Genomic DNA, 15825 nt, shown 5'->3' with positions numbered 1-15825 from the left:
TTCAGTGCTCATGGCTCCCTGGAAGACCCGCTGGCGCAGCCGACCCGGCTGGACGGCATAGGCGAGTTCGGCGGGTGAGTCGATGTCCCACACGCAGAGATCGGCAGGCGCGCCCTCGTACAGCCGTCCCAGGTCGCGACGACCCAGGGCGGCGGCACCGTGGGCGGTCATGCCGGACAGGGCCTCGCGCGGCGTGAGCCGGAACAGGGTGCAGGCCAGGTTGAGCATCAGCGTCGGCATGAACAGCGGCGAGCTGCCCGGGTTGGCGTCGGTGGCCACGGCCATGGGCACGCCCGCCTCGCGCAGTGCCGCGATGGGCGGCAGTTGCGTCTCGCGCAGGGTGTGGAAGGCACCGGGCAGGATCACCGCCACGCTGCCCGCCTCGCGCATTGCGTCGACGCCGGCCTGGTCCAGGTACTCGATGTGGTCGGCGGACAGCGCACCGTGGCGCGCCGCCATGGCGCTGCCGCCGAGGTTGGAAAGCTGCTCGGCGTGGGCCTTGATGGGCAGGCCATGGGCCGCGGCCGCCTCAAAGACCCGTTCGCACTGTGCCACCGAGAAGGCAATCGTCTCGCAGAACACGTCCACCGCGTCGGCCAGCCCCTCGGCGGCCGCCGCCGGGATCATCTCGTCGCAAACCAGGTCGATATAGGCATCGCTGTCGTGGCGATATTCCGGCGGCAGGGCGTGGGCGCCGAGCAGGGTGGTGACGATACGCACCGGCAGGGCCTCGCCGAGGCGGCGCGCCACGCGCAGCATCTTCAGCTCGCCGTCCACGGACAGGCCGTAGCCCGACTTGATCTCCACCGTGGTGGCACCGTCGGCGATCATCGCCGTCAGCCGGGGCAGGGCGGCGGCGAACAGGGTGTCCTCGTCGGCGTCACGGGTGGCGTTGACGGTGCTCAGGATGCCGCCGCCGCGCCGGGCGATCTCCTCGTAGCTCGCGCCCTCGAGGCGCGCCTCGAACTCGTCGGCGCGGCCGCCGCCGAAGACGAGGTGGGTGTGGCAGTCCACCAGGCCGGGCGTCATGACGCCACCGTGGCCCATCTCCCGGCAGTCGGCGGCCCGCTCGGCGTCGAGCTCGCGCATCGGCACCAGGCCGGCGATACGCTCTTCCTCGACGATCACCGCCATCGGCTCGGGGAGAGTGGCCAGCCCGTCGAAGACGGTGACGTCGCGCCACAGCAGGCGGGTCGGCGTGCCTTGGGTCATGGGAGGACCTCCGTATAGGTTTGTATATACAAATGCTAGCCGATCCTTGTGGATCCGTCACCCCTTCGGATCATCTGTAGATCGATCGATGGTTCTGTGGGGTGATTCAGAAATAAAAATTAAAAATCAGGTAGTTGAAGTTAATATTGCGTCACGCGGCGAAGCTGGGATTCTGGGCTTATACCAAAGTATAAGCGAAAGAGGGGGCGACGGGTTGGCGTCACGAGGCCGGCATAATGTATATACATTACATGGCGGCGACGCGTCGTCATCACAACGACAACCCAGGAGTGCAACATGGCTACCCCTCCCTCCGCTTCGACGCCGACGCGGCATCATTCGCCGGCCGTCGCACTGAAACTCTTCGTTCCCAGCCTGCTGGGCGTGCTGATCTTCTTCGTGCCGCTGAGCCTGGGCGGCAAGACCACCATCCCGCTGGACCACATGGTCACCGGCGCGAGGACGCTGCTCGGCGAGGCCAGCGGCTACTATGCACTGGCGCTGATCGTGGCGGGCGCCATTTATCCGCTGTGGAAGGGCATCTGGCGACGCAGTGTGACCGACATGGTGTTCACCGTGCTGAAGCTCGCCGGGATCGTCACGGCGGTGCTGGCACTGACCGGCTGGGGGCCGGCCTTCCTGCACACGCCGGACATGCTGCCGTTCCTGTTCGACAAGCTGGTGATTCCGGTGGGGCTGATCGTGCCGATCGGCGCCATTTTCCTGGCGCTGCTGATCGGCTTCGGGCTGCTTGAGCTGATTGGCGTTCTGGTCCAGCCGGTAATGCGCCCGATCTGGCGTACCCCGGGCCGCAGCGCCATCGATGCGGTGGCTTCCTTCGTCGGCAGCTACTCGATCGGGCTGTTGATCACCAACCGGGTCTATCGGGCCGGCGAGTACTCGGCGCGGGAGGCGGCGATCATCGCCACCGGGTTCTCCACCGTCTCGGCGACCTTCATGATCATCGTCGCCAAGACCCTGGACCTGATGAGCGTGTGGAACGCCTACTTCTGGCTGACGCTGGGGATCACCTTCCTGGTCACCGCCATCACCGTGCGGCTGCCGCCGCTGGCCGGCATGGACGACACCAAGAGCGACCCCGAGCCCGAGGCGGCGTCCGGCAAGCGGTTTGCCACCGCCTGGCAGACCGGCCTCGACGTGGCCGCCAAGGCGCCGAGCCTGCCGGCCAGCGTGGCGCTGAACTTTCGTGAGGGGATGGTGATGGCCATCAGCATCCTGCCGTCGATCATGTCGGTCGGGCTGGCGGGACTGCTGCTGGCCAAGTACACCCCGGTGTTCGAGTGGCTGGGCTGGGTGTTCTACCCGTTCGTCGCCGTGTGGGGCGTGCCGGAGGCAGCCGAGCTGGCCCAGGCCGCGGCGGCGGGGCTCGCCGAGATGTTCCTGCCGGCGCTGTTGATGGGCGAGGCTGACTTCGTGGCGCGCTTCGCCACCGGCGTGGTCTCGGTGTCGGCGGTGCTGTTCTTCTCGGCCTCGATCCCCTGCATTCTGTCCACCAGCATTCCGCTGTCGGTGGGACGCATCGTGGTGGTGTGGTTCCTGCGTGTGGCGTTGAGCCTGCTGCTGGCGGTGCCAACCGGATACCTGGTGCAGGGCCTGAGCGGGTAGATGACCGGGCCGCATGGCCCGGACAGGGAAGTCGTTGACGGCCGGAGGCGTGCGAGCGCCTCCGGCCGTTTTGCTTTTCACCATGCCTGGCGACATCGAGAACATGCTGATTATTCTTTTAGCATGCTAAATGATTTGTTATGATCGCCGACCTTTTGTCGCGCCGTCGGCTCTGTCGGCGGCATCGAGTGATGTGTCAGGAAGCTTTTCGATGTCTCCAGATCAGAGTTTCGCGCGCTGGGTCCGGGTCGCGCTGGTGGCCTTCTGCGTGCTGTTCGTCTATTTCGTGGTCGCCGATACCTATATGCCGATGACGCCCCAGGCGCGCGTGCTGCGCCCCGTGGTGCGCGTGGCCCCGGAGGTCTCGGGGCGGGTCGAGGCGGTCGCGGTGACCAACAATCAGCCGGTCGAGCGCGGCGACGTGCTGTTCTCGCTGGAGCGCGCCCCCTTCGAGCTGGCGCTGCGCGAGGCGCGGCTGGCCCGCGAGGGCGTGGAGCGCGACAACGCCTTGATCGAGGCCGACCTCGTCGGGGCGCGGGCCGACCTCGAGGCGGCACGCGCGTCGGCCGAGGAACTGGCCGGTGAGCGCCGCCGGGCCGAGTCGCTGCTGGCGCGTCAGGGCATCTCCCGGCAGCGTGTCGACAGCATCGTGGCCCAGGAGCGCCAGGCCAGGGCGTCGGTGGACGCGGCCCGGGCGCGGGTGCGTCAGTTGGAAGTGAAACTGGGTGACCAGGGGGACGGTAACCTGCAGCGGCGCCAGGCGAACAACGCCATCGATCAGGCCCAGCTGGATCTGGCGCATACCCTGGTGCGGGCCGAGCGCGATGGGGTGGTAACCAACCTGCAGCTGCGCGAAGGCGACTACGCGACGCGGGGGCAGCCGGCCCTGGCACTGGTGGGGGAGCGCCTCGATCTGGTCGCCGATCTGCGCGAGAAAAGCCTGCGCCATGTTGGCGAGGGAGAGCCGGCACGGGTGGTGTTCGACGCTCTGCCGGGCCGAGTGTTCGAGGCACGGGTGACCTCGGTGGATGCCGGGGTCCGTGCCGGCCAACTGGCAGCGGACGGCCAGTTGGCGGACATTCCGACCACCGATCGCTGGGTGCGCGACGCCCAGCGAGTGCGTCTGCATCTCGAGGTGCAGGATCCGCCCCCGTCGCTGCCCGTCAGCGGCGCTCGGGCCACCGTGCAGCTGCTGCCGGAGGCCAACCCGCTGGCGGCGCTGTTCGGCGGGTTTCAGATTCGTCTGATGTCCTGGCTGCACTATGTCTACTGAGGGCGTGTCGGAGGCCGAACCGCGGCCGACGGAGACCGCGGCAACGCCCGCGGCGTCTTCCGAGCGGCCCTCCGGCTCGCTGGCCGGGCTCGGCCATGGCCTGAGACGCCTGCTGCTGCGCTCGTTGGGGCTGGTCGCGCCGCACCGCGGTCATGCACCGGAGGAACGGGAGCCCGGCGAGTCGCGTTTCTCGGCCAATGACCTGCGCCAGTGTCAGCGCATCGCCTGCGGTGCCGGCCTCGGCTTCGTCGTCAGTCATCTGATGGGCTGGAACTACGGCGTCTTCTATACCGTCTTTCCGATGTTCCTGCTGGGCATGATCCCGGCGCTCAATGCCCATGTGATGCGCCAGTTCCTCGGCAACGTGTTCCTCAACCTGGTCGAGGTGACCCTGGTGGTCGGGCTGACCCAGCACCTGCCGGTGGTGATGACCGGGCTGGTGTTTCTGCTGTTCGCCATCCGCTTTCGATTGATGGCCAAGGGGCCGCTGTTCCTGTTCGGCGCCAACGGCGTGCTGACGCTGAGTATCCTGCTGCACTTCGCCAGCTATCCGTCCGTTGATCTCCTGGACCTGCTGGCCAATCACGTGACGGCCAGTGTGCTGGCGGTGGCCATCGCTGCGGTGATGCACCTGGCGTTTCCCGATACCGCGCCCCGCCCGCGCCCGGCGGGAGCAGAGAAGTCGGCCGCGCTGGTGCGCCATCAGACGCTGATCGGCGCCTGCACGGCTACGCTGTCGTTCGTGGTGTTCCAGACGCTGGATCTGCGCGATTCGCTGTCGGCCCAGATGGCCACCATCCTGATTCTCTTCGCGCTGGGCTATCCCGGCGCCCGGCTGTCCGCGGTCAAGCGGGCCGTGGGCGCCTTGCTGGGCTGCAACCTGGCGATCCTGCTGCAGTTGATGCTGTTCACCCAGAGCGACCACCTGCTGCTGGTGCTGCTCAGCTACTGGATCGGGCTGATGCTCTTCGCGCGGATTCACCTGCTCGAGGGTGGTGGTTCGGGCGTCGGGTTCGGCGGCCTGACCACCCTGGGCATCCTGTTCGGCCAGTACCTGGGGCCGAACCAGGACTTCTTCTACGATGCCCTCTATCGCTTCAGCTCCATGAGCGTGGCGATGGCCGTTACCTTGGTGGTGATGGCGGTGCTGCATCGCCTGCTCAATGCCTCGGCGATGACGAGGGCTCATGAGCCTTGAATAGGCTCAGTCAGGCGGTATGCAGCGAGGAGCGCAGCTTGTAGCGGTCGCCGGGGTGCAGAAGGCGGGCATAGCTGACCAGATGGTCGCCGGACCAGGTACGGCGGATCATGCGCAGGCAGGGCTGATCGGGGGCGATCTCGAGACGTTCGGCGGTGTCCGTATCGACCAGCACCGCCTCGACGACATGTTCGACGTCGCTGATCGGGCAGGCCGCCTCCAGCACCTCGTTGGGGGTATGGCGGGCGAAGTCGGTGTCGAGATAGTGGGGCACCCGGCGGGGATTGACGTAGCGGTCCTCCAATTGGATTGGTACGCCGTTCTCGCGATGGATGATCAGGGTGTGAAAGACACGAGTGCCGAGCCGCACACCGAGTCGCATGGACACCTCGTCGCCGGCGTCCAGGGCCTCGGCGGTGAGCACCTGGCTGCTGTAGTCGTGTCCGCGGCTGGCCACCTCGGTGGCGATGTTGTGGACTTCCACCAGCGAGGATTCCGCCTTGTGGTCGGTGACGAAGGTGCCGACACCGGGCTGGCGGGTCAGGTAGCCCTGCTGGACCAGGTCGCGAATGGCCTTGTTGGCGGTCATGCGGCTGACCCCGAAGTCCTTGGCCAGCTGCTCCTCGGGGGGGATCTGGTGATGAGGTGCCCATTCGCCACTGCGAATCTTGTCGAGCAGATGCTGCTGGATCCTGAGGTAGAGCGGGAGAGTGCTGCCCATGGTCGGCCGTGAGTCCTTCACTGGTGGATCGGTAGTGCCAGACGCCGCTGGCCTCTTGATCGGCCGAGTCGGTCGGGCGCCCGTACGTCAGTCTACCCGGGAGCGAGGCGCGAGGCATCCCGACGATGGCCGGCCTGGTGAGGTTGTGGCCCGTAACGCTATCATCGTGTACCCATTCCGTTATCGTTCCCGCCAGGAGCTCCGCCATGACCGACGCACGACTGCAAAGCCCCGCCGCTGCGCGTAACCGAGAGCCGATTCGCGAGGTGCTCGAGGCAGCGCTGCCGGGGCCGGCGCGTGTCCTCGAACTGGCCGCCGGCAGCGGCGAGCATGCCTGCCACTTCGCCGCCGCCCGAGCGGACTGGCAGTGGCAGCCCAGCGACCCGGCGCCGGCGGCTCGGGCCTCCATCGACGCCTGGCGCCTGTCGGCGGAGCTGCCGAACCTGGCCGCGCCGCTGGCCCTGGACGTCACCGGGGACTGGCCGGCGGGGCCCTATGATGCGATCGTTGCCATCAACCTGCTGCATATCTCGCCCTGGGAGGTGACCGAGGCGCTGATGGCTCGGGCAGGGGAGCGGTTGGTGCCCGGTGGCGTGCTGTTCCTCTATGGCCCCTATCGGCGGGCGGAGTGCCCGACCGCCGCCAGCAACCTGGCCTTCGATGCCGACCTGCGGACGCGCGATCCCCGCTGGGGCCTGCGCGACCTGGCGGATGTCACGGCGGTGGCCGAGAGGCACGGGCTGATCCTGGAACGGATGGTGGAGATGCCGGCCAACAACCTCAGTCTGGTCTGGCGGAGGGGGCCGGGCGAAGAGTCGGCCAATGGTTGAGCCTCACTCGGGCACTTCGCCCGGCTGGCGGTACTGCACGCCTTCGGCGCGCCGCTGCTCGTCGCTCTTGGTGTCATCCTGGGCAGGCACGCCCCAGACCGTCTCGCGATGGCCGTCGGGCCAGGTGTAGGTGGTGCAGCCGGTGAGGGTCGCCAGCAGGGCGAGGCAGAGCAGGGTGATCGGGATGCGGCGTGACATGTCGGGCTCCAGTCGGTGGATGGCCCAGCCTATCAGACATGCTCCGGATAGTGGGTCCAGACCGTGACGCCGCTTTCTTCGCCGGGGATACGCACCGAGAATTCGCCTGGAGCGAGGTACTCCACCTCGTGGCCGTCGCGGGTCTTGAACAGGGTCAGGCCGCGGCTGATGGCACCGCCGTGCTGCAGGCCGTCGATGTCAGGGATGTCGCGATATTCGTCGATGACGAATTCGTTGCCGCGGTCGTCGAAGCCGATATGGGTTCTCTCGTAGTGGCGCACGTCGTCACCTCGTTGATGATGTTCCCCCTGCAGTATCGTCACGGCCTAGCCGAAAGGCGAATGGTGCCGTTTTGGCACAGTGGGTAGCGTATGATGTCTATTCATACGTTTGATTATGGAGTTCGCCATGCCCACTTCCCTGACCCCGGAGGTCCTCGCCCACTGGACCGCCGTCGCCGAGGCCAAGCTCGAGGCCGAGCAGGCTATCGCCCGCTATATCGGTTGAGAACGTGCTCCTGCCGTATCCTATCGACCGGGAGCCTTCGAGGCTTCCGGTCGTGTGGGTGGCGTGCCTTCGCCCTGCCTGGTCCTTCAGCCCGTTATGACACGATCGAGTCCGGCAACGTGGAAGCCTTGCTCGAAGACCGAAAGGACTGCCGGGTATCGACGTCAGCTATTAACGCTTCGGGCCATCATCGGAGCGCCTGCGACCATGGCCCGAGCGGGCCCAGGCCATGGCGGCGATGGCCCGTTTGCCAGACTCATCAGCATCGTCATGGTCCTGTTGCGCGCGGTGAATCAATCTATCGAGGGTCTGCAGGATCCTGGAGCGGGGCTCCGATAGCTCCCCGTCAGGTTTCATGTGGTAAACCGATGAGTGGCTGCAGTGCAAGCAGACCAGGTGGTACCGGTGTCGGCGAATCTCCGTCACCCGGAATTCACGCCACTCATTCGTGGATGCTGCACGCATCTCCGTCGTGCCGCACGGACACATCATTATCCAGCCTCCGGAGCATGGCTCCGGCGTCATCACGATTTCCTCCATGGACCTGCCCCCTGCGTGCGATGTAGTTATCATATTGATGAGCAGAATAGGGTTGAAAACCAGTCTTCGCTGTAGGAAAAAGCTGACATGAATTTCCGAGTTTTCTAATCCTGTGCCGAGCCGATCATCGCTGGACCGTTTTGGGCTTAAAATGCTGCAGATTGCACCATTCCGACGTCAAACCTGACCGAGGTAAGTTTTTTTGAGCACGACGAAAAACCGCCACCCGGCATGACCCGTAAGTGGCGGTTTCTCTTGATGTTCATGGTCGGAGCGACAGGATTCGAACCTGCGACCTTTGCAACCCCATTGCAACGCGCTACCAAGCTGCGCCACGCTCCGGCGTTCTCGTTTTGGCTCTTCGCCGTGGGGCGCTGTGCCTGAGAACGAGGCGTATACTAGCGCGTTCCCCTCGAAATGAAAACCCCTTTTTGCGCTTTCGTTTCAGAAACTTGGCTATGTGTGTCGAGTGCTGCCGCGGTGCCTCTCGTTTTGCCAGAATGAAGGGCGACGCATTCAGGGAGAACGACGATGCCACTGATCTTGGGCATGAGCATGCTGCTGGCTTGCCAGATGCTGGGTGAGATGCTGGCGAGAGGACTGGCGTTACCGATCCCTGGGCCGGTGATCGGCATGGTGATCCTGCTCGCGGCGTTGATAGTGCGCGGCAAGGTGCCGGAGAGCTTGAGAGTTTCCGGCGAGGGACTGTTGCGCTACCTGACGCTGCTGTTCGTGCCTGCCGGGGTCGGATTGATGGTGCACGGTGCGCTGATCGGTCGCGATGTCCTGCCGATCCTGGTGACGCTGATCGTGTCCACCGCGCTGACCCTTGGTGTGACGGCCTGGGTGCTGTCACGTCTCCAGGGGCGCCTCGGCAAGGGGGATCGCTCATGAATGTCGCGCGGCTGGATCAGCTGTGGGTGTATCTGTCGGGCAATCCGCTGCTGTCGCTGTTGATGACGCTGCTGGCCTTCACGCTGGCGGTCAGGCTCAACAGGGCATTGGGGGGAACGCCGCTGCTGCATCCGGTGATGTTGGCCATTGCCCTGCTGATCGGCAGCCTGCTGCTGCTCGACATGGACTATGCCACCTATTTCGAGGGTGCCCAATTCATCCATTTCCTGCTGGGGCCGGCCACGGTGGCGCTGGCCATTCCGCTCTACGACCATCGCGAGCGAGTGCGTCGCCTGCTGGGCCCCCTGTTGCTGGCCTGCGTGACGGGCATCCTGACCGCCGTGGCCAGCACGCTGGGGTTGGCGCTGTTGCTGGGGGCGAAGCACGAAACGCTGATGTCGCTCGCGCCCCGCTCGGTCACCTCGCCGATCGCCATGGGTATCGCCGAGCAGATCGGCGGGATCCCTTCCCTGGCGGCGGGGCTGGTACTGCTGACCGGCGCCATCGGCTGTGCGCTGGGGCCGGCGATCTTCCGCCTGCTGCGCATCGAGGATCCGGCGGTCCAGGGCTTCACCCTGGGGCTGGCGGCACATGGTTTCGGTACCGCCCAGGCGTTTGCCCGTCTGGGCGCCGTGGCGGGGGCCTTCTCGGGCCTGGCCATGGGCGTTACCGGCTTGCTCACGGCTTTCCTGCTGCCGTTGATCACGCACCTGCTGGGATGGGGGTAGGGCACCGGGGGATGCCCGGTGTCCGGGCGTTCTGGCGCCTGGGATCAGAGCTCTTCCCAGATGCGCTTGCGAAAATCCTCGGACAGCTCGGCCACTTTGCCCAACCGCTGCAGATGGGTGTGGGTGACGTCCCTGATGAGCTGATGATAGCGCTCGTGAAGTTCATGCGGATGCTTGGTCGGGTCGGTGCCGTAGCCGCTGGTTATTCGTTCACCGCTCTCGGCGAGGGCATGCAGGCATTGCGCCTCGAACTGCATGGCGTCCGCCAGGCTTTCCATCCAGGCGAGCTGGATGCGGGCCATGGGAAGGCTTCCCTGCAGCCATTGCTGGTTCCACCATTTGAGCATGGCGTCGTTGGCTGGCGTTAGCGGCTCGCCGGGCGCCCCCTCTTGCTGGGTCATCATGGGCCTCCTGTATCGCGCGGTGACAGGACGAGCGACGCCGGCCGCGCGGGTCGCGTCGCCAAGGAAGTATAGGCGTCTGCTCCGTCTCTGACGTTGCGAATCGCTGCTGGCAACCGTTTCCGTGACGCCGGTCAAGCCGGCTCGAGCAAGCCGTGGTGGCCTGGTCTAGGGTCATGGGGAGTCGTAGAGGAGAAGCAGCATGTGGAACGTCATCAAGTCGGTGCTGACGGCTTTCTTTGGTGTCCAGAAGGAGTCCAGGCGCCGTGAAGATTTTACCAGCGGACGAGCGTGGTCCTTCATCATCGTGGGCGTGCTGATGGCGCTGGTGTTGGTCGTGTTGATCGCCGCGGTCGCCTCTATGGCGGCACGCTGAGCCGGACCACTAGCGTTGACAAAGCCGTTGGGGGAGCGAGATTGCCTCTTCAGGTCGACCATCGAACGGCTTCTATACTCGATCCAGACGTGGCTAATACAACAACGACGTCAGGAAGAGGAGGGGCGATGCGCAACCGGCTCGTAGGGACGGCGGGAGGGACGATCCTGGCGGGATCACCCTCGGTTGTGCTGGCTAACGGCTGGAACATGCCGGTCGGTGTCACCGACCTGAGTCGCGATATCCAGTCCCTGCACATGATCATCTTCTGGATCTGCGTGGTCATCGGGATCGTGGTATTCGGCGCGATCTTCTATTCGCTGTTTCGCTATCGCCGCTCCCGAGGTGCCAAGGCCGTGCACTTCCACGAGCACACTACCGTCGAGGTCATCTGGACGGTCATACCGCTGCTGATCCTGGTGGCGATGGCCGTGCCCGCCACGGCGACTCTCAAGCGCATGTACGACGCCTCCGAGGCCGACATGGACGTGCTGATCACCGGTCAGCAGTGGCGCTGGCGCTACGAGTATCGGGACGAGGGCGTGGCCTTTACCTCCAACCTGGCCACGCCGCGCGAGCAGGTCCAGGGCCAGGCCGCCAAGGATGATAACTACCTGCTGGAGGTCGACCAGCCGCTGGTGCTGCCAACCGACCGCAAGGTACGTCTGCTGCTGACGTCCGATGACGTGATCCATTCCTGGTGGGTGCCGGAGCTGGCGGTCAAGCAGGATGCCCTGCCGGGCTTCGTCAACGAGAACTGGGTGAGGATCAACGAGCCCGGGACCTACCGTGGCCAATGCGCGGAGCTTTGTGGTCGCGACCACGCCTTCATGCCGGTCGTCGTCGAGGCGATGGAGCCCGCGCGTTTCGATGAGTGGCTGGCCGAGCGCAAGGCTGCCGCCGCCGAGGCCGCCCTTGGGATTGACCGCGAGTGGGGCCTCGACGAGCTGATGGAACGGGGCGAGCAGGTCTACGGCACCATCTGTGCTTCCTGCCACCAGCCCGATGGCAGCGGCAGTCCGCCGGCCTTCCCCGCCCTGGCGGGCAACCAGGCGCTGCTGGACGACCGCGAGCGGCATATCACGACCGTGGTCAACGGTGTCTCCGGCACCGCCATGCCGGGATTCAGCAATACGCTCGACCCGGTGGAGATCGCCGCCGTGATTACCTATGAGCGCAACGCCTGGGGCAACGATGCCGGCGACAGCGTCCAGCCCTCGGCGATCGCCGAGCGGCTCGCCGACTAGCTTCCACCAGGCGCCGGCAAAGGCGAACGAGATGCTAACCAGGGAGTACGACCATGGCTTCGCACCTGCCTCCCAAGTCCACCGCCCAGCATAGTCAGCCGGCCTCGGCCGGGATGACCGCCGAGCCGCACGCCGCACCGCGGGGCATCAAGCGCTGGTTGCTGACTACCAATCACAAGGAGATCGGCACGCTCTACCTGCTGTTCTCGCTGGCCATGTTCTTCATCGGCGGGCTGTTCGCGATGGTCGTGCGCGCCGAGCTCTTCCAGCCGGGGCTGCAGCTGGTCCAGCCCGAGTTCTTCAACCAGATGACTACCATGCACGGCCTGATCATGGTCTTCGGGGCGGTGATGCCGGCCTTCGTGGGGCTGGCCAACTGGATGGTGCCGCTGCAGGTCGGTGCCCCGGACATGGCGCTGCCACGGCTCAACAACTTCAGCTTCTGGCTGCTGCCGGTCGCCTTTGCGATGCTGCTGTCGACCCTGGTGATGCCGGGTGGCGCCCCCAATTTCGGCTGGACCTTCTATGCGCCGCTGTCGACGACCTACGGGCCGCCGTCGACCACCTTCTTCATCTTCTCGCTGCATCTCGCGGGCATCAGCTCGATCCTGGGCGCCATCAACATCATCGCCACCATCCTCAACCTGCGGGCGCCGGGCATGCGGCTGATGGACATGCCGCTGTTCGTGTGGACCTGGCTGATCACCGCTTTCCTGCTGATTGCGGTGATGCCGGTGCTCGCGGGGGTGATCACCATGATGCTGCTGGATATCAATTTCGGCACCAGCTTCTTCAGCGCCGCCGGCGGTGGCGACCCGGTGCTGTTCCAGCATCTATTCTGGTTCTTCGGCCATCCGGAGGTCTACATCATGATCCTCCCGGCCTTCGGCATCGTCTCGGTGATCATCCCCACCTTCGCGCGCAAGCCGCTGTTCGGCTACGCCTCCATGGTCTACGCCACGGCTTCCATCGCCATCCTGTCGTTCCTGGTCTGGGCCCACCACATGTTCACGGTGGGGCTGCCGCTGGTGGCCGAGCTGTTCTTCATGTACAGCACCATGCTGATCGCGGTGCCCACCGGGGTGAAGGTCTTCAACTGGGTGACCACGCTGTTCCGCGGTTCGATCACCTTCGAACCGCCGATGCTGTTCGCGCTGGCCTTCGTGGTGCTGTTCACCATCGGCGGTTTCTCCGGGCTGATGCTGGCCATCTCCCCGGCGGACTTCCAGTACCACGACACCTATTTCGTGGTCGCGCACTTTCACTACGTGCTGGTGCCCGGCGCGGTCTTCGCCATCATGGCCGGCGTCTATTACTGGCTGCCCAAGTGGACCGGCCACTACCCGCACCTGCGGCTGTCCCAGTGGCACTTCTGGTTGTCGGTGATCGGCGTCAACCTGACCTTTTTCCCCATGCACTTCGCCGGCCTGGCCGGCATGCCGCGGCGCATCCCGGACTACGCGCTGCAGTTCGCCGACTTCAACATGGTGACCAGCCTCGGCGCCTTCCTGTTCGGGGCCTCCCAGCTGTTGTTCGTGGCGGTGGTGGTGCTGTGCGTGCGGGGCGGGGAGAAGGCGCCGGCCAAGGCATGGGACGGCGCCGAGGACCTGGAGTGGACGGTACCGAGCCCGGCGCCGTTGCACACCTTCGAAACGCCTCCCGACTTCCGGCCTCGCGAGCACTGAGTTCGCGGCGCCTCGCAGCGGTGCCGACTCGGGCGGTGGCCAGCTAGAGGAGATCGAGCATGAGCGGTGGCAGCTACTACGTTCCCGCCTCCAGCAAGTGGCCGGTGCTGGCCTCGCTGGCGATGGGCGCGATGATGATCGGTGCCGGCACCCTGCTGGTCCACGGGCTGGCCGGCTGGCCTGTCATGACGGTTGGCCTGCTGGGGGTGTTGGCGGTGATGACGCTGTGGTTCCGTGACGTCATCCAGGAGTCCCGCCGCGGCCTCTACGACGCGCAGATGGACCGCTCCTTCCGCTGGGGCATGGGCTGGTTCATCTTCTCGGAGGTGATGTTCTTCGCCGCCTTCTTCGGCACGCTCTTCTACGTGCGCGCCTTCGCGCTGCCGTGGCTGGACGGCGAGGGCGCCAAGGGCGTGGCGGCCTTGCTGTGGCCCGACTTCACTGCCTCCTGGCCGCTGATGAATCCCCCGGACAAGGCCATCCAGGGGCCCAGCGAGACCTTTTCCCCCTGGCACCTGCCGCTGGTCAATACCCTGATCCTGGTCGGCTCCAGCATCACGTTGACGGTGGCCCACGAAGGGCTCAAAGAGGGCTATCGCGCCACAGCGCGTAACTGGCTGACTGGCACGGTGCTGCTCGGGCTCTGCTTCATCCTCATCCAGGGGTTCGAGTACTACGAGGCCTACGCTCATTACGGCATCACGCTGCAGGCGGGTATCTACGGCGCTACTTTCTTCCTGATGACCGGCTTCCACGGTCTCCACGTGATCATTGGCACCATCATCCTGATCGCCATTCTGGGGCGGGTGGTGAGCGGGCACTTTTCCCACGACGACCACTTCGCCTTCGAGGCGGCGGCCTGGTACTGGCACTTCGTCGACGTGGTGTGGATCGGCCTGTTCACCTGCGTCTACGTCTTCTGAGCGAATCAGCCGCCGAGGTCGCCGATATAGAAGCCATACAGGAGCAGCGCCAGTAGCAGGGCCGCCAGGACGACGCGCAGCTTGAGGGACACAAGGACCCGCCGCGAGCGCCCCCCGTCCTTGATCAGGAAGCCGGCGCCGGCGGCGAGGCTCGCCACCATGGCCAGGAAAACGAGGGCAATCAAGGTCTTGAGTAGCATTTCTCACTCCGTGAAAGGGGCCGCTGACCGACGCTGGAGCGGCCGCCGCCTGGGGCTCTGGATCCTGTGCTGGAGCCTGGTGGTGGCGTTGGCGCTCGGACTTGGACTATGGCAGTGGCAGCGGGCCGCCGACAAGCGCGAGCTGCTGGCACGCTACGCCGAGGCGCCCCAGCTGGAAGACCCCGTGGCGATGCCGCCAGACGGCGCCCGTGTGACCCTGCGTGGTGAGTACGTGGCCGAGGACACGCTGTTCCTCGATAACCGCACCCACGACAGTCAGCTGGGCGTCGCCGCCCTGACACCGCTGCGCGACGATGGCGGTCGGCTGTGGCTGGTGGAGCGTGGCTTCCTGGCCACCGGGCCTAGCCGGGCGACCCCCGTCGTGGCCACGCCCGAGGGTAAGGTCGTGCTGTCCGGGCGCTGGCAGGTCGCCGGCGAGGCGGCGCCGCTGTTCGGTCCCAATCGCGAAGGGCGTCGTCTGCAGCGTATCGCGCTGAGCGCCTGGTCGGGGCTCGGTGGCTTCGCCCACGACGGCTGGCTGCATCTCGAGGCCGGCCCCGGGCATCTCGAATCCTGGTGGCGTCCCAACGTTCTGCCGCCGTCGCGGCATCTGGGCTACGCCCTTCAGTGGTGGGGCCTGGCCCTCGCCGCGCTGGTGGTGATGATCCTGGGCGGTCGACGCCTGGCCCGTGATCGTCGCGAGTCCTCGTCCGGCCAAGAGGAGTGATCGATGCCTGCCCAATCTCCCGTCTCGTCGCGCGCCAAGCTGCTGGCGCTTTTCGCGGTCTTCCTGCTGCCCATGGCGGTGGCCTGGGGCATGGTCGAGTGGCGCTGGGGCGTGCCCGAGGGCCGCACCGCTCATGGGCGCCTGACGCCGGACCTGCCGGAGCTTGCCGCCTGGCCGCTCGTCGGAGGTGCCAAGCAGGGCGCCGATGACTGGGTGCTGGCTTTCGACTGCTCGGCATCGTGCGCTGAACAGGCCGATCGCTGGTGGCGCCTGCACCGCGCCCTGGGACGGGAGGCCCATCGTGTCAGTCGGTTGCGGCTCGGAGGCTCCAGCGAGGCCTTGCCCGGGGCTGCGACGGCGGAATGGACGGAGGAAGCCGCGTGGCGGGCGCCGGGGCGGCTGTGGATCTTCGACCCCGAGGGGCGTCCGGTGCTGCAGTATGCGCCCGGGGTCGAGACGTCGCTGGTGCTCGAGGACCTCGAGCATCTGCTCGAACGCAATCCCGCGCCGCCCACGGCGCGCCTGCACCGCGAGTGAGG

17 protein-coding genes, 1 tRNA gene and 1 pseudogene are annotated in these 15825 nt (G+C 66.1%); 12 read left to right on the top strand and 7 right to left on the bottom strand.

Going from position 1 to position 15825, the window contains the following annotated elements; genetic code table 11:
* Window positions 1–6: 6 nt before the first annotated feature.
* A pseudogene (gene hutI / locus ACGTN6_RS16505) lies at window positions 7–1212 on the bottom strand (imidazolonepropionase); the annotation flags it as partial.
* Between the two features lie 297 nt (window positions 1213–1509).
* Between hutI and ACGTN6_RS16500 the strand changes: the two are divergent.
* From ACGTN6_RS16500 to ACGTN6_RS16490, 3 genes are all read left to right on the top strand, one after another.
* Complete coding sequence (locus tag ACGTN6_RS16500; protein WP_394593652.1) at window positions 1510–2838, top strand: YjiH family protein; 1329 nt, start codon at window positions 1510–1512, stop codon at window positions 2836–2838.
* Window positions 2839–3049: 211 nt separating this feature from the next.
* Window positions 3050–4111 carry an HlyD family secretion protein gene (locus ACGTN6_RS16495; protein ID WP_394593650.1) on the top strand — a complete coding sequence of 354 codons (1062 nt, stop codon included), beginning with the start codon at window positions 3050–3052 and terminating at the stop codon, window positions 4109–4111.
* The gene (locus ACGTN6_RS16490) at window positions 4101–5309 is read left to right on the top strand and encodes a DUF2955 domain-containing protein (protein WP_394593648.1); all 1209 of its coding nucleotides are present in this window, start codon (window positions 4101–4103) and stop codon (window positions 5307–5309) included. Before ACGTN6_RS16495 ends, ACGTN6_RS16490 begins: the two co-directional genes overlap by 11 nt.
* Window positions 5310–5319: 10 nt before the next feature.
* Here the strand turns inward: ACGTN6_RS16490 and hutC are convergent, their stop codons facing one another.
* Window positions 5320–6030, bottom strand: coding sequence for a histidine utilization repressor (gene hutC, locus ACGTN6_RS16485; protein WP_183387104.1), 711 nt, complete (start codon window positions 6028–6030; stop codon window positions 5320–5322).
* Window positions 6031–6236: 206 nt separating this feature from the next.
* Between hutC and ACGTN6_RS16480 the strand changes: the two genes are divergently transcribed.
* Window positions 6237–6860 carry a DUF938 domain-containing protein gene (locus tag ACGTN6_RS16480; protein ID WP_394593646.1) on the top strand — a complete coding sequence of 208 codons (624 nt, stop codon included), beginning with the start codon at window positions 6237–6239 and terminating at the stop codon, window positions 6858–6860.
* A gap of 3 nt (window positions 6861–6863) precedes the next feature.
* Here ACGTN6_RS16480 and ACGTN6_RS16475 read toward each other — a convergent pair whose 3' ends face one another.
* From ACGTN6_RS16475 to ACGTN6_RS16465, 3 genes are all read right to left on the bottom strand, one after another.
* The gene (locus ACGTN6_RS16475) at window positions 6864–7058 is read right to left on the bottom strand and encodes a hypothetical protein (RefSeq protein WP_394593644.1); all 195 of its coding nucleotides are present in this window, start codon (window positions 7056–7058) and stop codon (window positions 6864–6866) included.
* Window positions 7059–7090: 32 nt separating this feature from the next.
* Window positions 7091–7339, bottom strand: a complete 249-nt coding sequence (locus ACGTN6_RS16470; protein WP_394593642.1) for a hypothetical protein — start codon at window positions 7337–7339, stop codon at window positions 7091–7093.
* A gap of 1031 nt (window positions 7340–8370) precedes the next feature.
* A tRNA-Pro gene (locus tag ACGTN6_RS16465) sits at window positions 8371–8447 on the bottom strand.
* 189 nt (window positions 8448–8636) lie between these two features.
* Here ACGTN6_RS16465 and ACGTN6_RS16460 point away from each other — a divergent pair.
* Together ACGTN6_RS16460 and ACGTN6_RS16455 are read left to right on the top strand one after the other, a co-directional pair.
* Window positions 8637–8999, top strand: a complete 363-nt coding sequence (locus ACGTN6_RS16460) for a CidA/LrgA family protein (protein WP_394593640.1) — start codon at window positions 8637–8639, stop codon at window positions 8997–8999.
* Window positions 8996–9727, top strand: coding sequence for an LrgB family protein (locus ACGTN6_RS16455; RefSeq protein ID WP_394593639.1), 732 nt, complete (start codon window positions 8996–8998; stop codon window positions 9725–9727). The genes ACGTN6_RS16460 and ACGTN6_RS16455 overlap by 4 nt, the downstream gene beginning before the upstream one ends.
* 44 nt (window positions 9728–9771) lie before the next feature.
* Here the strand turns inward: ACGTN6_RS16455 and ACGTN6_RS16450 are convergent, their stop codons facing one another.
* A complete protein-coding gene (locus ACGTN6_RS16450; RefSeq protein WP_394593637.1) occupies window positions 9772–10131 on the bottom strand; it encodes a hypothetical protein in 360 nt (119 codons plus the stop codon).
* Between the two features lie 199 nt (window positions 10132–10330).
* On the opposite strand from ACGTN6_RS16450, the gene ACGTN6_RS16445 reads away from it, so the two are divergent.
* From ACGTN6_RS16445 to ACGTN6_RS16430, 4 genes are all read left to right on the top strand, one after another.
* Window positions 10331–10504, top strand: coding sequence for a DUF2970 domain-containing protein (locus tag ACGTN6_RS16445; RefSeq protein WP_394593636.1), 174 nt, complete (start codon window positions 10331–10333; stop codon window positions 10502–10504).
* Window positions 10505–10632: 128 nt separating this feature from the next.
* Window positions 10633–11751 (top strand): cytochrome c oxidase subunit II, encoded by a 1119-nt coding sequence (gene coxB / locus ACGTN6_RS16440; RefSeq protein ID WP_394593634.1) that lies wholly within the window; start codon window positions 10633–10635, stop codon window positions 11749–11751.
* Between the two features lie 53 nt (window positions 11752–11804).
* On the top strand, window positions 11805–13436 hold the full coding sequence (gene ctaD / locus ACGTN6_RS16435) for a cytochrome c oxidase subunit I (RefSeq protein ID WP_394593632.1): 1632 nt from the start codon (window positions 11805–11807) through the stop codon (window positions 13434–13436).
* Window positions 13437–13495: 59 nt separating this feature from the next.
* Entirely contained in the window at window positions 13496–14359 is an 864-nt protein-coding gene (locus ACGTN6_RS16430) for a cytochrome c oxidase subunit 3 (protein ID WP_394593630.1), read from the top strand.
* 5 nt (window positions 14360–14364) lie between these two features.
* Here the strand turns inward: ACGTN6_RS16430 and ACGTN6_RS16425 are convergent, their stop codons facing one another.
* Window positions 14365–14559 carry a DUF2909 family protein gene (locus ACGTN6_RS16425; protein WP_394593628.1) on the bottom strand — a complete coding sequence of 65 codons (195 nt, stop codon included), beginning with the start codon at window positions 14557–14559 and terminating at the stop codon, window positions 14365–14367.
* On the opposite strand from ACGTN6_RS16425, the gene ACGTN6_RS16420 reads away from it, so the two are divergent.
* Window positions 14549–15286, top strand: coding sequence for an SURF1 family protein (locus ACGTN6_RS16420; protein ID WP_394593626.1), 738 nt, complete (start codon window positions 14549–14551; stop codon window positions 15284–15286). The genes ACGTN6_RS16425 and ACGTN6_RS16420 overlap by 11 nt on opposite strands.
* Window positions 15287–15289: 3 nt before the next feature.
* Entirely contained in the window at window positions 15290–15823 is a 534-nt protein-coding gene (locus tag ACGTN6_RS16415) for a hypothetical protein (RefSeq protein ID WP_394593624.1), read from the top strand.
* Window positions 15824–15825: the final 2 nt, after the last annotated feature.

It is taken from the genome of Halomonas sp. B23F22_20 (genome assembly GCF_043496985.1).
GTDB lineage: Bacteria > Pseudomonadota > Gammaproteobacteria > Pseudomonadales > Halomonadaceae > Halomonas.
Note: the sequence above shows the minus strand (reverse complement) of the source record. Positions and strands in the feature narration are given on the sequence as shown.

What these genes read in the sequence shown, in the direction of transcription:
- ACGTN6_RS16500 (WP_394593652.1), top strand. Translation starts at nt 1,510, where the DNA reads ATGGCTACCCCTCCCTCCGCTTCGACGCCGACGCGGCATCATTCGCCG.
- ACGTN6_RS16495 (WP_394593650.1), top strand. Translation starts at nt 3,050, where the DNA reads ATGTCTCCAGATCAGAGTTTCGCGCGCTGGGTCCGGGTCGCGCTGGTG.
- ACGTN6_RS16490 (WP_394593648.1), top strand. Translation starts at nt 4,101, where the DNA reads ATGTCTACTGAGGGCGTGTCGGAGGCCGAACCGCGGCCGACGGAGACC.
- hutC (WP_183387104.1), bottom strand. Translation starts at nt 6,030, where the DNA reads ATGGGCAGCACTCTCCCGCTCTACCTCAGGATCCAGCAGCATCTGCTC.
- ACGTN6_RS16480 (WP_394593646.1), top strand. Translation starts at nt 6,237, where the DNA reads ATGACCGACGCACGACTGCAAAGCCCCGCCGCTGCGCGTAACCGAGAG.
- ACGTN6_RS16475 (WP_394593644.1), bottom strand. Translation starts at nt 7,058, where the DNA reads ATGTCACGCCGCATCCCGATCACCCTGCTCTGCCTCGCCCTGCTGGCG.
- ACGTN6_RS16460 (WP_394593640.1), top strand. Translation starts at nt 8,637, where the DNA reads ATGCCACTGATCTTGGGCATGAGCATGCTGCTGGCTTGCCAGATGCTG.
- ACGTN6_RS16455 (WP_394593639.1), top strand. Translation starts at nt 8,996, where the DNA reads ATGAATGTCGCGCGGCTGGATCAGCTGTGGGTGTATCTGTCGGGCAAT.
- ACGTN6_RS16450 (WP_394593637.1), bottom strand. Translation starts at nt 10,131, where the DNA reads ATGATGACCCAGCAAGAGGGGGCGCCCGGCGAGCCGCTAACGCCAGCC.
- ACGTN6_RS16445 (WP_394593636.1), top strand. Translation starts at nt 10,331, where the DNA reads ATGTGGAACGTCATCAAGTCGGTGCTGACGGCTTTCTTTGGTGTCCAG.
- coxB (WP_394593634.1), top strand. Translation starts at nt 10,633, where the DNA reads ATGCGCAACCGGCTCGTAGGGACGGCGGGAGGGACGATCCTGGCGGGA.
- ctaD (WP_394593632.1), top strand. Translation starts at nt 11,805, where the DNA reads ATGGCTTCGCACCTGCCTCCCAAGTCCACCGCCCAGCATAGTCAGCCG.
- ACGTN6_RS16430 (WP_394593630.1), top strand. Translation starts at nt 13,496, where the DNA reads ATGAGCGGTGGCAGCTACTACGTTCCCGCCTCCAGCAAGTGGCCGGTG.
- ACGTN6_RS16425 (WP_394593628.1), bottom strand. Translation starts at nt 14,559, where the DNA reads ATGCTACTCAAGACCTTGATTGCCCTCGTTTTCCTGGCCATGGTGGCG.
- ACGTN6_RS16415 (WP_394593624.1), top strand. Translation starts at nt 15,290, where the DNA reads ATGCCTGCCCAATCTCCCGTCTCGTCGCGCGCCAAGCTGCTGGCGCTT.